Raw genomic sequence first — 19079 nt, 5'->3', positions numbered from 1 at the left:
ACCGCCGACACCGGCCAACGACGACCGTGGAGCACGCTGTGAGCCCTGAGCGGACCACCTTCGACCTGCTGCAGACCTACGCCGCGCCGGACGCGGACGCGACCCATTTGCTGTGCGGACGCCATCCCGCCGACGCCGTCGCGTTCACCCTCGTCGAGGCCGACCTCAGCAGCCGCGACCTCACGTACGGCCAGCTCGAGGCCGCCTCCGCCCGGTTCGCCGCCGCACTGGCCGCGCACGGCGTGCGTCCCGGCGACCGGGTCGCGACGCTCATGGGCAAGTCCGCTGAATTGGTCACGGCGCTGCTCGCGATCTGGCGGCTCGGGGCGGTCCATGTGCCGTTGTTCACCGCGTTCGCCCCGCCTGCGATCGCTCAGCGGATCGTCGGCAACGGAACCCGCGTGGTCATCGTCGACGCTGGTCAGCGCGCCAAGCTCGACCCGGGCGGGGACCTGCCCGCCGACCCGTCGCGGATCGTCGTGACGACCGGCGAAGCGTCCGGCGGCGACCTGTCCTTCGAGGCGCTGCTGGACGAACCGCACCCGCTGCCCGACCCGGTCGCGGTCGGCGGCGACGGCACGCTGGTCGAGATCTTCACCTCCGGCACCACCGGCACCCCGAAGGCAGTGCCGGTGCCGCTGCGCGGGCTCGCCGGAATCCACTCCTACCAGCAGTTCTGCCTCGACCAGACCGACGAGGACGTCTTCTGGAACGCCGCCGACCCGGGCTGGGCGTACGGGCTGTACTTCGCCTTGCTGGGCCCGCTCGCGACCGGCCGGCGCAGCCTGCTGCTGCACGCCGGGTTCAGCCCCGAACTGACCTGGCAGGTGCTCGAACGCTTCGGCGTCACCAACTTCACCGCCGGGCCCACGGTGTACCGCGCGCTGCGCAGCTCGGGCCTGCCGGTGCCGGCCGGGCTGCGGCTGCGGCACTGCTCGTCGGCCGGGGAGCCGCTGACGCCGGACGTCGTGACCTGGGCCGAGGAGGTGCTCGGCTGCCCCGTGCGCGACCACTACGGCCAGACCGAAACCGGCATGGTCGTCGGCAACGCCTGGCATCCGGCCCTGATCGCGCCGGTGAAAACCGGGTCGATGGGACGGCCGCTGCCCGGGTTCGCCGTCGAGGTCCTGAAGGCGGGCAGCGACGAGATCGCGGAGGTCGGCGAAACCGGGCGCGTCGCGATCGACGTGTCCGCCAGCCCGCTGATGCCGTTCTCCGGCTACCGCGACGCCCCCGAGCGGACCGCGGAACGCTTCAGCGCCGACGGGCGCTGGTACTACACCGGCGACATCGCCGCCCGCGACCGCGACGGCTACCTGACCTTCGGCTCGCGCGACGACGACGTGATCCTGATGGCGGGCTACCGGATCGGCCCGTTCGAGGTGGAAAGTGCGCTGACGCAACACGAGGCTGTCGCGGAAGCCGCGGTGATCGGCGCGCCGGACGAACTGCGCGGGGAGCTGGTGGTGGCCTACGTCGTGCTGAACCCCGGCGTCGACGGGTCGGACGAGCTGGTCGACGAGTTGAAGCAGACCGTCAAAACCCGCCTGGCCGCGCACGTTTACCCGCGGCGGATCCACTTCGTGGCGGAACTGCCGAAGACCCCGAGCGGCAAGATCCAGCGTTTCGCGTTGCGGGGCCGGGAGTTGAGCACCGCTTCGAGCTGAGTTTTTCGTCGGCCGGTGCCACACTGGCCCGATGCCGCCAGATCTGCACGACCGGGTCGCCCTCGTCGCGGGGGCGACCCGCGGTGCTGGCCGGGGAATCGCCGCCGCGCTGGGCGAGGCCGGGGCGACGGTGATCTGTACTGGACGCAGCAGCTCGACTGGAGTTCGACGTTCGGACTACGACCGGCCGGAGACTGTCGAGGAGACGGCTGCGCTGGTATCCCAGCTCGGCGGGGTTGGCGTTCCGTTCGTTGCTGACCATTTGGACCACGATGACGTCCGGCGGTTGGCCTCCTTTCTTGAGTCCGAGTACGGTCGGCTTCACTTGCTGGTCAACGACATTTGGGGTGCGGAGCGGCTCAAAGGCGGTCCGGCGGAGTGGAATACGCCGGTGTGGGAGCACGACCTTGATGCGGGGCTGCGGATTCTTCGGCTCGGTGTGGAGACGCATCTGGTTACGTCGCATTTCCTGCTGCCGCTGGTGATTCGCGAGCCTGGCGGGTTGTTGGTCGAGGTTACTGACGGCACTGCGCTGCATAATGCTTCGCGGTATCGGATTTCGGTGTTCTACGACCTGGCCAAGGCTTCGGTGAATCGGCTGGCTTTTTCGCAGGGGCATGAGCTTGCTGCTTACGGAGCTGCGGCGGTCGCGGTGACGCCGGGGTGGCTGCGGTCGGAGATGATGCTCGACGCTTACGGGGTCAGCGAGGAGAACTGGCGTTCGGCGTTGGAGGCTGGGGCTCCGCCGGGGTTCGCCGAGTCGGAATCGCCGCGGTATGTGGGTCGTGGAGTGGCCGCGATGGCGGCGGACCCGTTGCGGGAACGGTGGAATCAGCGGTCGGTGAGTTCGGCGGAGCTGGCGAGGGAGTACGGGGTGACTGACTTGGACGGGCGGCAGCCGGACAGCTGGTGAGGTCAGGCGTATTGCTGCCAGCTGAGTTCGCCGGTCTCCAGGTCTGCGCACACTTCGCGAAGCCACGTCAGTTCTGCGGTGACGACGGCTGTGCGGTGTTCGTGCTCCAGCAGGTGTAGCCGCGGGACGTGGGCATCGTGCGAGGCGCGGAGCACGGCTTCGGTGGCGTCGAGACCTTCTTGCAGCGCGTCGATCCGCTGCCGCAACCGGATCAAGGCGTCTTCCGGGGTGAGCAGGTGCAGAAAAGACACCGCCGCCGGAAAAAGCGGGAACTCCGCAGCCGGGCTCGCGATGCCGGATCGGACCGCGCTCAGCAACGTTTCCCGTCCTGCCGGAGTGATCTCGTAAAGCGTGCGCTCGGGCCGCCCTTCCGCGCGTTCGAGAGCGTGCACGCGGACCAGTCCGTCGCGCACGAGCCGCTCCAGTGCGGTGTGCAGACCCGACCGGGTGCGGACATTCACGACCAGGTCGACACCGCGTTCCTTGATCAGCTGCTGCATCCCGTAGGCGTGTCGCGGTTCCTCGGCCAGGAGCGCGAGAACCGCGAGAACGACCGGCGACAGGTTCCCTCGAGGTGCCATAGTCTGTATCATACTAGTCTGTAACAGACTACGGGGAGGAGGGGCTGATGGAGGGCCGGAGTCTCGGTGTGGCGCTGCTCGAAGTCGCGGTCTCCGTCGGGGGCTATTACGTGCTGCGCGCGTGCGGGGCGGGCGTCTTCTGGTCGTTGACGGGACCGGCGCTGGCGGTCGCGGTGCTCGCCGTCGCTACGACAATCCGCCGTCGCCGGATCGACCTGGTCGGGCTGCTGGTCCTGGTTGAGCTGGCCGCGACGCTCACCCTGACGCTGGTGACGCAGAACCCGCGGGTGGCCGCGTTGCGCGAGGCAGCTTACGTCCTGGCAGCTGGGATTTTCTGCCTCGCCACGCTGCTTCGACGGGCTCCGCTGACACACGTTTTCGCCGCGTCAGCCGCGAGTTTCGGCGACCCGGCGCGGGAACGGGCTTTCGCGTACGCGTGGAGTTCCGTGCCGCGGTACCGGCGGTGGCAGCGTGCGCTGACCGCGTTGATGGGCGTGATTCTGCTGGCCGCAGCAGCGGTGCGGGCGGTGATCCTGCTGAGCGCTTCGGAAGCAAGGCTCGCACATGCGGTGGATGTGTCGAACACGGTGACGCTGTACATGCTCGGTGCGCTCGGCGTGGCGAGCGGGGTGCTGATCCAGGTGCCTCGGCGGATCATCGAGCGTCTCGCGGCAGCGGAGACGGATAGCTGACTTCCGCTTCTTGGTTAGCGGTATTGCTTGTGCGGCAGCCATTTTCCGTCTCCCAGGTGGGTCGACGGGACGCGGAAGACCGGTTTCTCGTAGCCGAGATCCATGCGGAGGATGTTGTCCGCGCCAGTGAGGACTTCCCAGATGACCTCGACCACTCCGCCGGGGTGTTCGTTCCACTCGGACGTGCCGCGGTCCCAGAAGACCACTGGCCAGTGGTTCGGGTCCTCGGAACTGGTCCGCCAGAAGAAAACGCTGCCGCCGGTGTCGTTGGCCCAGGGGAGGAGGCCGCCGGGTTCGGGGAACAGCCGGTAGTCCGTGCCTTCGAGGAAATCTCCCCAGGGGCCGGCGAAGGACTCGAGCACTCCGTGGATGTCGTCCTGGACGAACTTGGCCAGGTCGATGCGCACGTCGATGGGATTGGCGAAGTTGACGGCGCCGCGGAAGCAGCCTGACGGGAACTTGGCCATCAGGGCCTTGTAGTCGTCGGGGAACCTGATGCCGACGGCCTGTTCGACCTCGGCCCAGTCCCGGCCTCGGCGGATTCCTCCGGTCCAGCCGGAGGCTTGGGCGAGTTCGTCGGTCGATCGCGCGGTCATCGGTACTCCGCGTCCGGGATCCAGCCGCGCGATTCGCCGGCATAGGTGGACGGGATTCGGAAGACCGGCTCTTCGTGATCGAGGTCGCGGCGGAGGAGATTGTCGCCGCCGGGGCGGGCGAGGACTTCCCGGATCATTTCGACGACCCCGCCGTCGTATTCGAACCATTCGCGGAGGTCCGCGCTGTAGTAGGCGATCGGCCACTGGTTCGGGTCGGCGGGCTCGGTCAGCCAGCAGAACATGCCGCCCTGAAGGTCCCCGCCCCAGGGGAGGAGTCCGGCGGGCTCGGGGAACGGCGCGTAGCCGGTGTCGCACAGGTATTCCAGGCGTTCGTCGCTGAGGGTCGCGACGACCCTCCCCACGTAGTCGCGGGCGAACTCCTCCAGGTCGACGCGGGCGTCGATGGGGTTTTCGAAGGAGATGGCGTTGCGGAAGAAGCCTGAGGGGAAGCGGGAGAGCATCGCTTTGTAGTCGTCCGGCAGGGAGATGCCGAGTTTTCGTTCGACGTCAGCCCAGTCTCGGCCTTGGCGGATTCCGCCGGTCCAACCGGAAGCCTGGGCGAGTTCGTCGATCGAGTGTCTTCGCGAGAGCAGTTCCGGGTCATCGTCCGGGGGCGGGTGGCTCACCTGCGCATCCTACCGAAATTCGATCACCGGCAGGATTGCGCTGAACGGAGCAATCAACCCTCAACCTGAGGCAGCCGACGCACCACAGCCGCGTATTCCTCCGTGATCCGCGCGACGATCTCCGCTGCCGGAAGGACTTCTGTGATCAGCCCAGCCGACTGACCGGCCTCCACTTTCCCCGTAGCGACGTCACCGTGCAACGCTGCGTCCTTCAGCGAGGAATCCTGAAAAACCTTCCGCCGCAAAGACTCCTCAGCACCGGAAGCCTCCAGATCCGCCATCCGAGCGGTGAAATCGTTCGACAGCGCACGGATCACGCCCAACCCTCGCCCCACCGTCCGGGTGTCGTCGACGCCAGCGGCCAGCACTGCCTCCTGATAAGACCGATGCACGGTCGCCTCGGAGCTTGCCAGGAACCGGGTCCCGAACTGGGCCGCGCCCGCGCCCAGGGCCAGCATCGCGGCCAGTCCGGCACCATCGGCGACGCCGCCGGAGGCGATCACCGGGATCGACGGCACTGCGGAGACCACGGCACGCACCAAAACCTGCGTGGTGACCATCCCCGGCGGCGGATGTCCGCCAGCTTCGGCACCGACGACGACCAAGCCGTCGACACCGGCGGCAGCGGCTTTCAAAGCGTGTGAGACCCCGGCGACGACGTGCAGGCATCGGGTCCCGACGGCGTGGAACCGGTCCAGATACCGGCGCGGGCCGCCTTGGGAGGCGATCAGCACGGGGGGACGGCGGGACAGCAGCAGGTCGATGACCTCGGCAGCACCGGCGCGGTAGAGGGGCAGGTTCACGGCCCACGGACGGTCGGTTCCGGCGGCCATTTCGTCCAGCACCCGGGCTAGATCGGGCAGGCGCATCGGGCCCGCGGCGACGACGCCGAGGCCGCCGGAGTTGCTGACGGCTAAAGGCAGAGCCGAGGACGACGAAGCCCACGACATGCCCGCCTGGATGATGGGCAGGTCCAGGCCCAGCAAGTCGGTGACCGAAGTACGCAGCCGCGTCATGAGTTCTCCAGCAGGGCCCGGGCGTAGCGAGCCAGTTGGTTCTTCTGGACCTTCGCGCTGGCGGTCATGCCGATGGCCTCGAAACCGTCCACAATGCGCAGGTGTCGCGGGACTTTGAACCCGGCCAACCGTTCTTTCGCCCACAAAAGCAGGTCTTCTTCCGAAATGCCCGGCGTAGTTAGCACGACAAAGGCGAAAGGTACTTCGATCAACCGCTCATCGGGGACTCCGACGACAGCAGCCTGGCGGACGGCGGGATGGCGGTGCAGCACGTCTTCGACATCGGCGGGTGCGACGTTTTCCCCGCCAACCCGGATGATTTCCTTGGTCCGGCCGGTGAAATGGAACCGTCCGGACTCGTCGAGCAGGCCGACGTCCCCAGTGGACAGCCAGCCCTCGGCGTCGATGGTTTCGGCGGTCCGGACGGGGTCGTCCAGGTAGCCTTGCATGACGTTCCAGCCCCGCACGAGCACCGAGCCGGGTTCGCCGGGGGCGCAGTCGCGGGTGTCGTCCAGGGAGCGGATGCGGATTTCCACGCCGGGTTCGGGGGCCATGGCTCCCGAAGCGCGGATCTCTTCCGGTTCCCACCAGGCGGATTGGGCCACATTGGGGGAGGCTTCGGAAAGACCATACCCGGCAACGCATTCGCGGGCACCGAGTTCGTCGATGACCCGGCGCACGACGGTCGGCGACGCGGCGACCCACGCGCCGCGCAGGGAAAGGCGGCGCTGCGGACGGTCGGGGTGGTTGAGCAGGAGCAGGGCGATGGTGTCGTTGCCGGAGAAGTGCGTACAACGCTCAGCTTCCAGTAGCCGCAACGCTTCCGCTGGTTCGAACTTCGGCATCGTCACCAAGGTGGTGGCGTGTTGCAGGGAGGACAACACCGACAGGGTGCTTCCGGCGACGTGGAAGAACGGGCGCGCCGAGTGGAATCGGTCGCCGGGGCGCAAACCCAGGCGGGCACCGGAAAAGAAAGCGTCGGCGCACATGCTGCGGTGGGTAAGGAGGACGCCCTTGGGACGCGACGTCGTGCCGGAAGTGTATTGCACCAGAAGAAGATCGTCCGGAGTGGCAATCGGCTCCGCGGGAGAACCAGCGGCCAGGAAATCGGTCCAGCTGTCTTGGCCCAGGATGATGATCCGCTTCAAAGCAGGCAGAGTCGCGCAGCCGGGTTCAATTCCGGCCTCAGAAAACAGCGCAGGGAAATCGACGTTCAAGACACGCTCGGTGGCGAACAGAGTGCTCACACCGGCGTGCGCGAGCGTGTAGTGCACCTCGTCCGCGGTGAAGCGGGTGTTGACCGGAACCACCAGTGCGCCAAGCGAACCCAAAGCCAGGAACAGCGTGACCCACTCGGGAGTGTTGCCCAGGCAGAGCCCGACCCGGGAGCCTCGGCCGATCCCGGAGGCGGCCAAGGCGCCGCGTACGCGGGCCACCTCCACATCCAGTTCCCGGTAGGTGATCCGGGCGTCGGCGGTGACGACGGCTTCGACATCGGGAGCCAAAAGCGCGGCCCGGGCGAGGGCGTCCTGGACGGTGAGCGGGCACGCGGTGCGCAGGTCGGTCATCGGGTCTCTCCAGTGAACCGGGCGACGCCGTCGCGCCAGCTGCCGTCGGCGAGGTTCTGTTCGATGGCGGACATTTCGATCCGGATGCCGCGGTCAAGGTCGGTTTCCGAACCCAGGTCGACGGCCCGTTTGGTCAGGGCGATCGCGCCGGGCGGGGCGGCGGCGATCGCGGTGGCGACCTCGGCTCCGGCGGCAGCGAGGTCGGGGACGACGCGGTTCACCAGGCCGAGCGAGGCAGCGTCCACAGCGGACAGCGGCGTATTGGTGAACAACAGCTCCTTAGCCCGGCGCTTCCCGATGGCCCGCTGGAGGCGTTGCGTAGCGCCGACGGTGCCCCAATGCGGTTCAGGGAACCGGAAAACGGTGCCCGACGCGGCAAGAGCGAAGTCGGCGGCGAGGGTGATTTCCCCACCGGAGCCGACAACGGTGCCGTGCACCAGCGCGACAACGGGGCAGCGGCAGGCCTCGATCGCCGCGTAGGCCGCGAAGGAGGCGACTCGGCGGCGGCGGACCCAGGCGGCGTCCTTGCCGGTCCGTTCCTTCAGATCCGCACCGGCGCAGAAGACCGGACCGGCACCACTGAGCAGCACAACCCGGGCGTCTGAGATGTCAACGGCGTCGAAAGCTTCCTTCAGGGCGTGGCACATCGCGAGATCCACGGCGTTGCGCGCCGAGGGCCGGGCCAGTTCGACGCGGGCGATTCCTTCGGCGACGTCCAGCGTCACGCGTTCGTTCATCAGATCACTCCCGCGGCCCGCAGGCCCTCGATCTCGCCGTCCGACAGTCCCGCCAACTCGCGCAGCACGACGTCAGTGTCCGCGCCCAGCACCGGCGGCGTTCCCGGCAAAGGGGCGTCTCCGGCAGTCTCGCGCAACGGCGTGCGCAGCGCTGGGAACGAACCTTCGACGGGATGCGTGAACTCGCCGACGACGCCCCGCGCGATGGCGTGCGGATCGGCCAGTGCCTCCCGGACTGACCGCACGGCGCCAACGGGAACCTCGGCTGCCTGCAGTTCTTTGACCAGCTGGTCCCGGTCGTGCTGGGCGATCGCGCCGCGCAGCGCCTTCATGACGCGTGCGCGGTGTTCGACGCGCCCCGCGTTGTGCTGCAGCGAAGGGTCAGCGGCCAAAGTGGACAATCCGAGCACGGTGCACAGCGGTCCCCAATGCTGGTCGCTGCCGCTGATGTGCAGCCATTCGCCGTCCCCGGCCTGGAACGCCGCCGACGGCACCCGCCCCGGATGTTCGGTCCCGGTGCGGACGGGGTCCTCGCCGAGTGCGAACAGCCGGCCGGCGTTCAGCGCGTGCAGGCTGAGCTGGACGTCCATCATCGCCACGTCGAGGTGTCGGCCACGGCCGTCGGACGAACGCCCGGCGAGTCCGGTCAGCACCGCGATCACCACCCACAGCCCGGACGTCAGGTCCGCCACCGGCACCCCGGTTTTCGCGGGCGGACCAGCGGGATCTCCGGTCATCGCCATCACGCCGGACAGCGCCTGGAATACCGTGTCGTAGCCCTTGCGGTGCGCGTCCGGCCCGGTCTGGCCGAAGCCGGTCGCGGACACCAGCACGAGGCCGGGATTCTCCGCGGCCAGTTCGGCGTAGCCGAGGCCGAGCCGGTCGAGCGTGCCGGGCAGGAAGTTCTCCACGACGACGTCGGCGCGCGCGGCCAGCTTCCGCACGACATCACGGCCGCGCGGGTCCTTCAAGTCCACAGTGACCGATTGCTTGCCGCGGTTGAAGGCGAAGAAGTACGCGCTTTCGCCGTGCGGCAGCCGGGGTTCGAAGCCGCGGGTCTCATCGCCGGAACCAGGGCGTTCGACCTTGATCACGGTCGCGCCGAGTTCGGCGAGGATCTGCGTGGCCAGCGGCGCGGCGAGGACCCGGGAAAGGTCCAGCACGGTGACCCCGGCGAGCGGCCCGGTCATGACCGGAACCCGCGCATCAGCGCGTTGACGTCCTGGCCCGCCCGCATCGCGGCGTCCGTCGGCAGGTCCGCGACGCGGTAGAAGAGGTCCTTGGCCGCGGCGAGCGCGCGGGGTTCGACCGAGGCCCAGCGCTGCGCGACGGCGAGCGCGGCGGGCACGATCTCGGCAGGTTCGACCACTTGGTTCACCAGCCCATAAGAAAGGGCCTCCTCGGCGGTGAGCAGCCGGCCGGTGCTGACCAGCTCGAACGCGAGCTTGCGGCCCAGATGCCGGACCAGTCCGGTCATCACCAGCGCGGGAACGATCGAGTGCTTCAGCTCGGGATAGCCGAACTTCAAATCCGACCCGGCGACCACCAGGTCCGCCCCGATCGCCAGCCCTGCACCCCCGCCGACGGCCGCCCCGCGCACCGCGCTGACCACCGGTACCGCCAGCTGCTGCATGCGCGTCTGCAGCCGGGCAGTGAGCGCGGCGCGTTCGAGAACGGCTTCCGGCTGATCAGGGGTGAGCGACGAGAACTCGTTCAAATCAGCACCGGCACAAAAGCCGCGCCCAGCCCCCGTCAAAACGACAGCGCGGACACTCGGATCCCGCCCGGCTTCATCCAATGCAGCATCGAGAGCGCGAGTGAGCGCAGTGTCGAGCGCGTTGAGTTTGTCCGGCCGATTCAACGTAAGAACGCGGACGGCGTCGTGATTTTCGGTCAGCAGCACAGGTTTCTCCCCAAAGAAAAGTCAGACAGACGCGAAGCCGGCGCGGGCGACCATGCTGTACAGCGGTCGGCCGAGCGCTTCTTCGCAGGCCGCGGACGCCGCGGCGAGCTGGTCGAGATCGAGGCCGGTGTCGACGCCCATCGCGGCGAACAGACTGGCCAAGTCCTCTGTGCACATATTGCCGGTGAGCCCGGCCCCGTAGCCGATCTTCGCCGGATGCCCGCCGACGCCGCCCATCGCGGAATCGAAATGCCGGCACCCGGCTTCCAACGCGGCGACGGCGTTCGCGATCCCGGTCCCGCGCGTGTTGTGCAGATGCGCGACCAGCGGCAGCTCCGGGTTTTCCCGCGCCAGCCGGGTGTACAGCGCGCGCACCGAGCCCGGGGTCGCGACGCCGGTGGTGTCGCCGAGGGTCACCAGGCTCGCGCCGAGGTCGGCGAACCGCGCGACGTCCTCGGCCACCCGGCCCGGGTCTACCTTGCCCTCGAACGGACAGCCGAACGCCACCGAAACCACTCCGACCAGGCGAAACCGTCCGTCGGCGAGCTTGACCATCTCGGCCACGCGCTCCCACTGCCCGGCGCGCGTGGTGCGCAGGTTCCGTTCGGTGTGCGCCTCGGTGGCCGACACCAGCAGGCTCAGTTCCTCGGCGCCGTGCCCGGCTTCGAGGTCGGCGAGCGCGCGTTCGACAGCACGCGGGTTCGGGCAGGTCGCCTTGAACGCGACGCCCGGGCTCCGGTCGATCCCGGCGAGCACCTCGGAGGCGTCGGAGAACCCGGGCACCCGCGCGGGATGGCTGTAGCTGGTCGCCTCGATCCGGCGGAAACCGGTGCGCGCGAAGGAGTTCAGCAGCGCGATCTTCGTCGCGGTCGGCACGGGCTCCGGCTCGTGCTGCAGCCCGTCGCGGGCGAAACACTCGCAGATCGTGACGGCGTCGGACATCCTGGGCCCACCTCCTCGTCGGTGGTTCCAGGAGTACGCGAGGGTGTTGATAAAGTCAACACTACTCGGCGGCCGGGTGAGCCCGCTCACTCTCCTCGACGGCCAGCGCGTGCTCGGCCAGTTTGTCGAGCGCGCGGTCCAGCACCCGGGCCTCTTCGCCGGTGAGCACGGCGAGGAAGTCCGCGTCGCGCTCGTTGGCGGCGGTGATCAGGCCGCGGTACACCCGGGTGCCCTCGGCGGTCAGCGCCAGCTGCGACGTGCGCCCGGACCCGGCCGTGCGGTTCACCAGTCCTCGGTCGGTCAGCCTGCTGACCACGCGGCTCATCTGCGCTTTGTCGAGTCCGGCGCGGCGGGCGAGCCGGTTGAGCGTGAGCGTCGGGTCGGCCGCGATGAGCGCGATCGCGCGCCATTCGCCGAGGCTCACGTCGAAGTCCCGCCGGTAGCGCACCGCGGCGCTGCGCGACATCGCCGACGACGTGCGCGAGAGCCGGTAGGACAGCAGTCCGGCGATGGGGACCAGGTCGTGTCCGTCTGCGCGTTCGGCCATGGCCGGACATCGTAGCCGTTACCCGATGGGTGTTGACAAACTCAACACTCGATGCGGAGACTGCCACTCGCCCGATCCGGACGAAGGAGTCTCAGCCGTGGCCGAACCATCCGCTGTCACCGGCGCTCCGGCAACCGCCGCTGTCGACCGCAAAGCGACCTACCGCACGATCGCCCGGCGCGTCATGCCGCTGCTGGTGCTGTGTTACGTCGTCAGCTACATCGACCGCACGAACATCGGGATCGCGCAGCAGGGCCTCAAACGGGACCTCGGCTTCGGCCCGGCGGTGTACGGGCTCGGCGTCACGCTGTTCTTCGTCGGCTTCATCCTCTTCGAAGTCCCGAGCAACGCGCTGCTCGCCCGCATCGGCGCGCGCAAGACGCTCGCGCGGATCATGGCCACCTGGGGCGTGATGACCGTGGTGACCCTGTTCGTGCACAACGAGATCATGTTCTACGCCGCGCGCTTCCTGCTCGGCGTCGCCGAAGCCGGGTTCTTCCCCGGCGCGCTGTATCTGCTGTCGCTGTGGTTCCCGTCGTCGCGGCGGACGCGGATGACGGCCGTGTTCTTCATCGGCATCCCGGTGTCCGGCGCGCTCGGCTCGGTGATGTCCGGCTGGATCATGCACTCGCTCGGCGGCGTCGGCGGGCTCGCGGACTGGCAGTGGCTGTTCCTGATCGAGGGGATCCCGCCGATCCTGCTGGCCGGGCTCGTGCTGCTCTTCGTCACCGACGGTCCGGAGCAGGCGAAGTGGCTCACCCCGGAACAGAAGGCGGCCGTGCGCGCCGACCTCGAAGCGGACCGCCGCGACAAAGGCCCGGCGACGGAGAAACACAGCGGCCTGCTGCTCGCCCTGCGCGACCCGAAGGTCTGGATTCTCGGGCTCTGCGCGTGCGGCGCGTACACGCTGGCGAACGCCGTCTCGTACTGGACGCCGCGGATCATCGCCAACGCCGGCGTCGGCAACGTCCTGAACCTCGGCTTCTTCTCGGCGATCCCGCCGCTGCTCGGCATCGTGGTGATGCTGCTGGTCGGCAGGCACTCCGACCGCACCCTGGAGCGGCGCTGGCACGCGGCGACGAGCTGGATCGTGGCGGCGTTCGCGATGCTGGCGATCTCGGTGTCCGGCGGCAACGTCATGGTGATCATCCTGTTGCTCGCGATCATGGCGGCCGCGCACTACTCCGGGCTGACGGTGTTCTATTCGATCCCGTCGATCTACCTGAACGACCGGGCGGCGGCCACCGGGATCGCGGTGGTGACGTCGATGGGTTCGTTCGCCGCCGCCGCTTCGCCGTCGCTGCTCGGGTTCATCGAATCCGCGACCGGGAGCCTGTCGCTGGGGCTGCAGATCAGCGCGGGCATCGTCCTGCTCGCCGTCGTGGTGCTGCTCGTCGGCGTCCGGCCGGGCGATCTTCGCGAACGGCGCCGCTGACCCCGCTCCCGCAGAAGTACGTGAGGGGAACCCTCAGGGAATCAGATTCCGTGAGGGTTCCCCTCACGTACTTCCGGCGTCCTGTGCCGGAGCCGGCGCTGACCCTCCAAAGTGTGCTGTTCGGCACCGGGTCGCCCGTTTGACCTCGGCGGATTGCCCGACCGGCCTTCTTTCTCATCGCTCTCACAGGAAACCCGGAGTAGACCGGGTGCCGCCGGAGGGAGGAGCGGTGAGCGATGGAGCGCGCGAACGGGCACTGGGCCGAGCGGATCGGCGTGGTCGCACTCGTCGCCATGCTGCTGGGCGGGGCCGCCTACGGGTGGGCCGAACTGCGCGCGCTGCTGTCCGGGGTCACCACGTCCACCGCGCTCGACGGGCAGGCCCGGCCGGGCGGGGACACGAACATCCTCGTCATGGGTCTCGATTCGCGGCTCGACGAACGGGGCGAACCGCTGCCCGCCGAGTTGTACGAACAATTGCACGCGGGGGACCAGAACGTCGGCGGCTACAACACCGACGTCCTGATGCTGCTGCACGTCCCGGCCGACGGCGGGCATCCGACGGTCATCTCGATCCCGCGCGACGACTACACCGATCTCTCCGGCTGCCCGGACGGGGTGTGCAAGGGCAAGATCAAGGAGGCTTACGGGTACGCGTTCGCCGCGGAGTCCAAACGTCTTGCCGCGCAAGGCGTCACCGAGAAGGCGGCTCGCGAGCAGAGGTCCCGGGACGCCGGCCGCGCGGCAGAAGTCGCGACGGTGCGCCAGTTCCTCGGCGGAGTCGCGGTGGACCATTTCGTCGAAGTCACCCTTGTCGCGTTCTTCCAGCTCGCCCAGGTCGTGCAGCCGATCACGGTGTGTTTGGCCGACAGCACGCGCGACAGTTATTCCGGAGCGGATTTCCCGGCCGGGCAGCAGCGGATTTCCGCGGCGCAGGCCCTCGCGTTCGTGCGGCAGGGCCACGATCAGCGGCACGAGTTCACCGACCTGGACCGGGAACGGCGGCAGCAAGCGTTTCTCGTTTCGCTGGCGCATCAGCTGAAAGAAGGCCGGGTGTTCGGTGATCCGGTGAAACTCGGACAGCTGGTTTCGGTCGCGAAACAGAACATCGCGATCGATTCCGGGCTCGACTTGAATGCGCTGGCCCGGCAGGCGGAAACGTTCGCCGGCGGGGATCTTACACTGGCGTCGCTTCCGGTCGAAAGGTTCGAAAAAGACGCACGGGGCGAAGACGTCAACATTGTCGATCCGGTGAAAATCCGCGCCGCCGCCGCTCGGTTGCTCGGCCGGACGGTCCCGCCGCCGCCTGCCGCGACGGCCGGGCCCGCCGTCGACGTGGTGAACGCGAGCGGCCGTGAGGGCGCGGCCGCCCGGGTGCTGAAGACGCTCCCGTCGCGGGGATACCGCGCCGGGCGCTCGTCCAGCGCGCGGCACACGCACCGCACCGTGGTCCGCTACGGGCGCGGGGATTCCGCTTCGGCGGCGAAACTCGTGGCCGCGCTCGGCGGCGGGTACGGCGTGGGCTACGACGGCGCGCTGGCCGCGGGGGAGTTGAAACTGGTGCTCGGCACCGATTTCCGGGAAAAGGCCGACGAGGTGGACCCGGTGCCGGTCTCCCCGGTTACGCCCGCCGACGAATTGTCCGGAGGCGGGGTGCCGTGCGTGCGGTGAACGGGAGAAGCACAACGATCCTGTGAACCCGGTGAGAACGAATTCCGAAATTAACTCTCCCGAGTGACAGCGGCGGTGATGTGCCCGCTAATGTCCGGGATCGGGTGACGAGCCGCACAGCCGCGGCAGGGGGATTGCCCGAAATCTGATCTTGCTCCGATTTCAGCGCCGGATAACGGCGCTGCTGCTTCAACCCGGCCTCACGCCGCCCATTGTTGAGTGGCGACCAGCCGGTTTCGTGAGTCCTGTTCTTCCGGAAAGAGGTTTTCCTGTGACGCTGGACGCGGATCGGGTGCGCACGGTCGCGCCCGAGAGGCTCGCCGAAGAGGCGACGGCGGTTTTCCGGGCGGGTCCGACGCCTGCCGCGCGCACGCTTTACGACATTTTCGCCGAAACAGTGCGCCGGCACCCGGACGCGCTCGCGCTGGACGACGGCTCCACGCGGGCGACGTACCGCGATTTCGCCGCGCAGGTCGAAGAACTCGCCGGACGACTCCGGACGGCTGGGGTCATGCCGGGCGACCGGGTCGGCATCCGGATGACCTCCGGCACGGCGGCGCTGTACCGCAGCATTCTCGCCGTTCTCGCCACCGGCGCGGCCTACGTTCCGGTCGACGCCGACGATCCGGCCGACCGCGCCGAGACAGTGTGGACCGAAGCCCAGGTGAGCCTGGTCCTGAGCGACGCGGGATTGCCCTCCTCGCGCGGACCGCGGTGGCCGCGAGTCCGTCCGCAGCCGCAGGACGACGCCTGGATCATCTTCACCTCCGGCTCCACCGGCAAACCGAAGGGCGTCGCGGTCACGCATCGCGCGGCCGCGGCCTTTGTGGACGCTGAAGGCCGGATGTTCTGCCGGGCACGGCCGCTCGGTCCGGGCGACCGCGTGCTGGCCGGGCTGAGTGTCGCGTTTGACGCGTCGTGCGAGGAAATGTGGCTTGCGTGGCGGCACGGCGCATGCCTGGTCCCGGCCCCGCGCTCGCTCGTCCGCGCGGGAGCGGACCTCGGCCCGTGGCTGGTCGAGCGCGGCGTGACGGTCGTGTCGACGGTCCCGACGCTCGCCGCACTGTGGCCAGTGGACACTCTGGCCGGCGTCCGGCTGCTCATCCTCGGCGGCGAAGCGTGCCCGCCGGAGGTCGTGACGCGCTTCGACGACGGCAACCGGGAGATCTGGAACACCTACGGCCCAACGGAAACCACCGTTGTCGCGTGTGCGCAGCGGCTGCGCGCGGGCGAACCGGTGCGGATCGGGCTGCCGCTCGACGGCTGGGAACTCGCGGTCGTCGACCCGGAGGACCCGGCGGGCATCCCGGTGCCGTGGGGCCGCAGCGGCGAGCTGGTGATCGGCGGCGTCGGCCTCGCCCGGTACCTCGACGCGGCCAAGGACGCGCAGAAGTTCGTGCCGCTCCCGGGGCTCGGCTGGAGTCGCGCGTACCGCAGCGGGGACCTGGTGCGCGCGGTGCCGGAGGGCTTGGAGTTCGTCGGCCGCGCGGACGGTCAGGTCAAGATCGGCGGACGGCGCGTCGAACTGGGCGAGATCGACGCCGCGCTGCGTGCCTTGCCGGGCGTCGCCACGGCGGCGACCGTGGTGCGGCGCACGGACAGCGGCGCGCAGGTGCTCGTCGGTTACGTGGTGCCGGAAGGCGAGAGCCTCGATCGCACTGCCGCGCGCAGTCTTCTGCGGGACCGGCTTCCAGCGGCTTTGGTACCACGGCTGGCGTTGGTGCCGGATCTGCCGGTGCGCGCGTCGGGCAAGCTCGACCGCGACGCGCTGCCGTGGCCGCTGGAGGAGTCGACCGCCGCGCCCGTGGTGCCGTCCGATCCGAAGCTGGCGTGGCTGTTGCAGGTGTGGAGCGAACACCTCGGGACCACGGCCGGGCCGGACGACGACTTCTTCGACCTCGGCGGCTCGAGCGTGACGGCCGCGCGGCTCGTTTCCGTGCTGCGCGAACGGTATCCGACGGCGGCAGTGTCCGATGTGTACTCCTGCCCGACGCCGCGCGAGCTGTACGAACGTCTCGCCGGAGAGCCGGTCGAAACTGTCGCGGCGGAAGAGCCGCAGGTCCCCGCCGTTCGGGGCAGTGGCTGGTGGCAGGCCGGGGTCCAACTGGTTCTGCTGGCCTTGTCCGGAATGCGGTGGCTGCTTTCGGTTTCGCTGCTCGGCTCGCTCGTCGCTTTGGTGCTGCCGTTGCAGTGGCTGCCGCGGATGTCGTGGTGGATCCTCATCCCGGCGTGGCTCGTGCTGCTGAGCCCGCCAGGCCGGATGCTGCTGGCCGCGGGCGGCGTGCGGTTGCTGCGCGGAAAGCTCGCGCCGGGGGAGTACCGGCGCGGCGGCATCGTCCACATGCGACTGTGGACCGCCGAACGGTTCGCTGCCGTGGTCGGTCCGCCAGGAGTCGCCGGGACGCCACTCGCCGCGCCTTATGCCCGGCTGCTCGGCAACCGCGTCGGCCGGGGCGTCGATCTGCACTCTCCGCCGCCAGTGGGCGGTCTCGCCGACTTCGGCGACGGATGCGCCGTCGAGCCCGAAGCGGATCTGGCCGGGTGGTGGCTGGACGGTTCGGTGCTGCGGATCGGCCGCGTCCGAGTCGGTGCCGGTGCCCGGGTCGGCGGCCGCAGCACGCTGCTGCCGGGTACGGATCTCGGTGCCGGATCGGTGCTGTTGCCGGGCTCGACGCTCGACACCCGCGTGCCGGACGGCGCGGTCTGGGGCGGTTCCCCGGCCGGACCGTCCGGGGAACGTCCGCCGCGACCGACCGTGGCGGCACCGCGCGCGAAGCGGTACTCGCTGGCGTTCGCGTTGGGCGGCACGTTGCGGTCGCTGTTCATGTTCGTCACCGCGATTCCGCTGATCGTGGTCGCGCTGCTGCTCATCCCGGCGGCGGACGACCCGCGCACCGCCGCGCTCGCGATCCTGCCGTGGACGCCGCTGCTCGTGTTCGCCGGAATCGTCTTGTACGCCTTGACGATCGTCCTGCTGGTGCGGCTGGCCAGCCTGGCCGTGCGGCCGGGAACCTATCCGGTGCTGAGCCGCGCGGGCTGGGCGGCCTGGTTCGTGCACGAACTGCTGGAAATCGCCCGGCGGCAGCTGTTCCCGCTGTACGCCGCGCTGGCGACTCCGGTCTGGATGCGGCTGCTGGGCGCGCGGATCGGCCGTGGCGTCGAACTGTCCACTGTGCTCAGTCTGCCGTCGCTGCTTCGGGTGCGGGACGGCGCTTTCCTCGCCGACGACGTCCTCGCCGCACCGTACGAACTCGACCGCGGCTGGGTCCGGCTGGGCGTTTCCGAGGTCGGGGAGCGCGCGTTCGTCGGCAACTCCGCAGTCGTCGGCCCGGACCGGACGCTCGGCTCAGGCTCGCTCGTCGGCGTCCTGTCCGACACCCCGGCAGAGGTTCCCGACGGCACGTCCTGGCTCGGTCGGCCCGCGTTGGAGCTGCGGCGCACTGCGGACGCGGTCGATCCTGCCCGCACTTTCGCACCGCCGCGCCGGTTGAAGCTGGCCCGCGCGCTGGTCGAGTCCTGCCGGATCGCGCCGCTGCTGATCGCGGGCCTGCTCGGACTCGCCGTGTCGACGGTGCTGGCCGGAGTGGACATCGCGGGCGGCTTCTGGGTCGCCGCCGCCATCGCCCCCGCGGTGTTCGTCGCGGCCGGTCTCTTCGCCGCGCTGCTGACGACGTTGATGAAATGGACGCTGGTCGGCCGATTCCGCCCGGGACGGCATCCGTTGTGGAGCGCGTTCGTGTGGCGGAACGAGCTGTACGACACGTTCGTCGAGACGCTCGCGGTGCCGTGGTTCGCCGGTTCGTTCCTCGGCACGCCGGTGCTGAACTGGTGGCTGCGGACCCTCGGCGCCCGCATCGGCCGCGGCGTCTGGTGCGAGAGCTACTGGCTGCCGGAAACGGACCTCATCCACCTCGGCGACGGTGCGGTGGTGAACCGCGGCTGCGTGCTGCAAACGCACCTGTTCCACGACCGGGTCATGCGCTTGGACCCAGTCCGCCTCGGCCCCGGCGCGACACTCGGCCCGCGCGCGTTCCAGCTGCCGGGCAGCGGGGTTTCCGACGGCGCGACGGTCGGTTCGGGTTCGCTGGTGATGGCGGGGGAGACCGTTCCGCCGCGCACCCGGTGGCGCGGCACGCCGGTCCGTCCCTGGCGGTGAGGGTGTCGTGAGTGTTGATCCCGGTCAGAA

At 69.5% G+C, this 19079-nt stretch carries 16 protein-coding genes; 6 read left to right on the top strand and 10 right to left on the bottom strand.

Annotated elements, in window-relative coordinates; genetic code table 11:
- Positions 1 to 38: 38 nt before the first annotated feature.
- Positions 39 to 1667, top strand: a complete 1629-nt coding sequence (locus AB5I40_RS10325; RefSeq protein ID WP_370938239.1) for an AMP-binding protein — start codon at positions 39 to 41, stop codon at positions 1665 to 1667.
- Between the two features lie 31 nt (positions 1668 to 1698).
- A complete protein-coding gene (locus AB5I40_RS10320; RefSeq protein WP_370938238.1) occupies positions 1699 to 2580 on the top strand; it encodes an SDR family oxidoreductase in 882 nt (293 codons plus the stop codon).
- A gap of 2 nt (positions 2581 to 2582) precedes the next feature.
- Here the strand turns inward: AB5I40_RS10320 and AB5I40_RS10315 are convergent, their stop codons facing one another.
- Positions 2583 to 3161: a PadR family transcriptional regulator gene (locus AB5I40_RS10315; protein ID WP_370938236.1), complete on the bottom strand. Its 579-nt coding sequence runs from the start codon at positions 3159 to 3161 to the stop codon at positions 2583 to 2585.
- A gap of 47 nt (positions 3162 to 3208) precedes the next feature.
- On the opposite strand from AB5I40_RS10315, the gene AB5I40_RS10310 reads away from it, so the two are divergent.
- On the top strand, positions 3209 to 3853 hold the full coding sequence (locus AB5I40_RS10310) for a VC0807 family protein (RefSeq protein WP_370938235.1): 645 nt from the start codon (positions 3209 to 3211) through the stop codon (positions 3851 to 3853).
- A 14-nt stretch (positions 3854 to 3867) separates the two neighbouring features.
- Here AB5I40_RS10310 and AB5I40_RS10305 read toward each other — a convergent pair whose 3' ends face one another.
- The 9 genes from AB5I40_RS10305 to AB5I40_RS10265 all read right to left on the bottom strand — a co-directional run bounded on the left by AB5I40_RS10305 (position 3868) and on the right by AB5I40_RS10265 (position 11788).
- Positions 3868 to 4449, bottom strand: a complete 582-nt coding sequence (locus AB5I40_RS10305) for an SMI1/KNR4 family protein (protein ID WP_370938234.1) — start codon at positions 4447 to 4449, stop codon at positions 3868 to 3870.
- Entirely contained in the window at positions 4446 to 5075 is a 630-nt protein-coding gene (locus tag AB5I40_RS10300; RefSeq protein ID WP_370938232.1) for an SMI1/KNR4 family protein, read from the bottom strand. Before AB5I40_RS10300 ends, AB5I40_RS10305 begins: the two co-directional genes overlap by 4 nt.
- A 53-nt stretch (positions 5076 to 5128) precedes the next feature.
- Positions 5129 to 6091, bottom strand: coding sequence for an NAD(P)H-dependent flavin oxidoreductase (locus tag AB5I40_RS10295; RefSeq protein WP_370938231.1), 963 nt, complete (start codon positions 6089 to 6091; stop codon positions 5129 to 5131).
- The gene (locus AB5I40_RS10290; RefSeq protein ID WP_370938230.1) at positions 6088 to 7659 is read right to left on the bottom strand and encodes an AMP-binding protein; all 1572 of its coding nucleotides are present in this window, start codon (positions 7657 to 7659) and stop codon (positions 6088 to 6090) included. The genes AB5I40_RS10295 and AB5I40_RS10290 overlap by 4 nt, the downstream gene beginning before the upstream one ends.
- Positions 7656 to 8396 carry an enoyl-CoA hydratase/isomerase family protein gene (locus tag AB5I40_RS10285; protein WP_370938229.1) on the bottom strand — a complete coding sequence of 247 codons (741 nt, stop codon included), beginning with the start codon at positions 8394 to 8396 and terminating at the stop codon, positions 7656 to 7658. The genes AB5I40_RS10290 and AB5I40_RS10285 overlap by 4 nt, the downstream gene beginning before the upstream one ends.
- On the bottom strand, positions 8396 to 9586 hold the full coding sequence (locus AB5I40_RS10280) for a CaiB/BaiF CoA transferase family protein (protein ID WP_370938228.1): 1191 nt from the start codon (positions 9584 to 9586) through the stop codon (positions 8396 to 8398). The genes AB5I40_RS10285 and AB5I40_RS10280 overlap by 1 nt, the downstream gene beginning before the upstream one ends.
- Positions 9583 to 10299, bottom strand: a complete 717-nt coding sequence (locus tag AB5I40_RS10275) for an enoyl-CoA hydratase/isomerase family protein (protein WP_370938227.1) — start codon at positions 10297 to 10299, stop codon at positions 9583 to 9585. The genes AB5I40_RS10280 and AB5I40_RS10275 overlap by 4 nt, the downstream gene beginning before the upstream one ends.
- Before the next feature lie 21 nt (positions 10300 to 10320).
- Positions 10321 to 11241 (bottom strand): hydroxymethylglutaryl-CoA lyase, encoded by a 921-nt coding sequence (locus AB5I40_RS10270; RefSeq protein WP_370938226.1) that lies wholly within the window; start codon positions 11239 to 11241, stop codon positions 10321 to 10323.
- Positions 11242 to 11302: 61 nt separating this feature from the next.
- On the bottom strand, positions 11303 to 11788 hold the full coding sequence (locus tag AB5I40_RS10265) for a MarR family winged helix-turn-helix transcriptional regulator (protein WP_370938224.1): 486 nt from the start codon (positions 11786 to 11788) through the stop codon (positions 11303 to 11305).
- 97 nt (positions 11789 to 11885) lie between these two features.
- Between AB5I40_RS10265 and AB5I40_RS10260 the strand changes: the two genes are divergently transcribed.
- The 3 genes from AB5I40_RS10260 (at position 11886) to AB5I40_RS10250 (ending at position 19049) form a co-directional block, all read left to right on the top strand.
- On the top strand, positions 11886 to 13223 hold the full coding sequence (locus tag AB5I40_RS10260) for an MFS transporter (protein ID WP_370938223.1): 1338 nt from the start codon (positions 11886 to 11888) through the stop codon (positions 13221 to 13223).
- Positions 13224 to 13459: 236 nt separating this feature from the next.
- Positions 13460 to 14893 carry an LCP family protein gene (locus AB5I40_RS10255; RefSeq protein ID WP_370938222.1) on the top strand — a complete coding sequence of 478 codons (1434 nt, stop codon included), beginning with the start codon at positions 13460 to 13462 and terminating at the stop codon, positions 14891 to 14893.
- A gap of 271 nt (positions 14894 to 15164) precedes the next feature.
- Positions 15165 to 19049, top strand: a complete 3885-nt coding sequence (locus AB5I40_RS10250; RefSeq protein ID WP_370938221.1) for a Pls/PosA family non-ribosomal peptide synthetase — start codon at positions 15165 to 15167, stop codon at positions 19047 to 19049.
- The last annotated feature ends 30 nt before the right edge of the window (positions 19050 to 19079 follow it).

Source organism: Amycolatopsis sp. cg13 (assembly GCF_041346965.1).
Taxonomy (GTDB): domain Bacteria; phylum Actinomycetota; class Actinomycetes; order Mycobacteriales; family Pseudonocardiaceae; genus Amycolatopsis.
The sequence above is the reverse complement of the archived record's forward strand: the minus strand, read 5'-3'. Positions and strand labels throughout refer to the sequence as shown.

Coding starts and splice junctions, on each gene's coding strand:
- AB5I40_RS10285 (WP_370938229.1), bottom strand. CDS start 8,396: ATGAACGAACGCGTGACGCTGGACGTCGCCGAAGGAATCGCCCGCGTC.
- AB5I40_RS10280 (WP_370938228.1), bottom strand. CDS start 9,586: ATGACCGGGCCGCTCGCCGGGGTCACCGTGCTGGACCTTTCCCGGGTC.
- AB5I40_RS10270 (WP_370938226.1), bottom strand. CDS start 11,241: ATGTCCGACGCCGTCACGATCTGCGAGTGTTTCGCCCGCGACGGGCTG.
- AB5I40_RS10290 (WP_370938230.1), bottom strand. CDS start 7,659: ATGACCGACCTGCGCACCGCGTGCCCGCTCACCGTCCAGGACGCCCTC.
- AB5I40_RS10305 (WP_370938234.1), bottom strand. CDS start 4,449: ATGACCGCGCGATCGACCGACGAACTCGCCCAAGCCTCCGGCTGGACC.
- AB5I40_RS10295 (WP_370938231.1), bottom strand. CDS start 6,091: ATGACGCGGCTGCGTACTTCGGTCACCGACTTGCTGGGCCTGGACCTG.
- AB5I40_RS10315 (WP_370938236.1), bottom strand. CDS start 3,161: ATGGCACCTCGAGGGAACCTGTCGCCGGTCGTTCTCGCGGTTCTCGCG.
- AB5I40_RS10310 (WP_370938235.1), top strand. CDS start 3,209: ATGGAGGGCCGGAGTCTCGGTGTGGCGCTGCTCGAAGTCGCGGTCTCC.
- AB5I40_RS10320 (WP_370938238.1), top strand. CDS start 1,699: ATGCCGCCAGATCTGCACGACCGGGTCGCCCTCGTCGCGGGGGCGACC.
- AB5I40_RS10265 (WP_370938224.1), bottom strand. CDS start 11,788: ATGGCCGAACGCGCAGACGGACACGACCTGGTCCCCATCGCCGGACTG.
- AB5I40_RS10255 (WP_370938222.1), top strand. CDS start 13,460: ATGGAGCGCGCGAACGGGCACTGGGCCGAGCGGATCGGCGTGGTCGCA.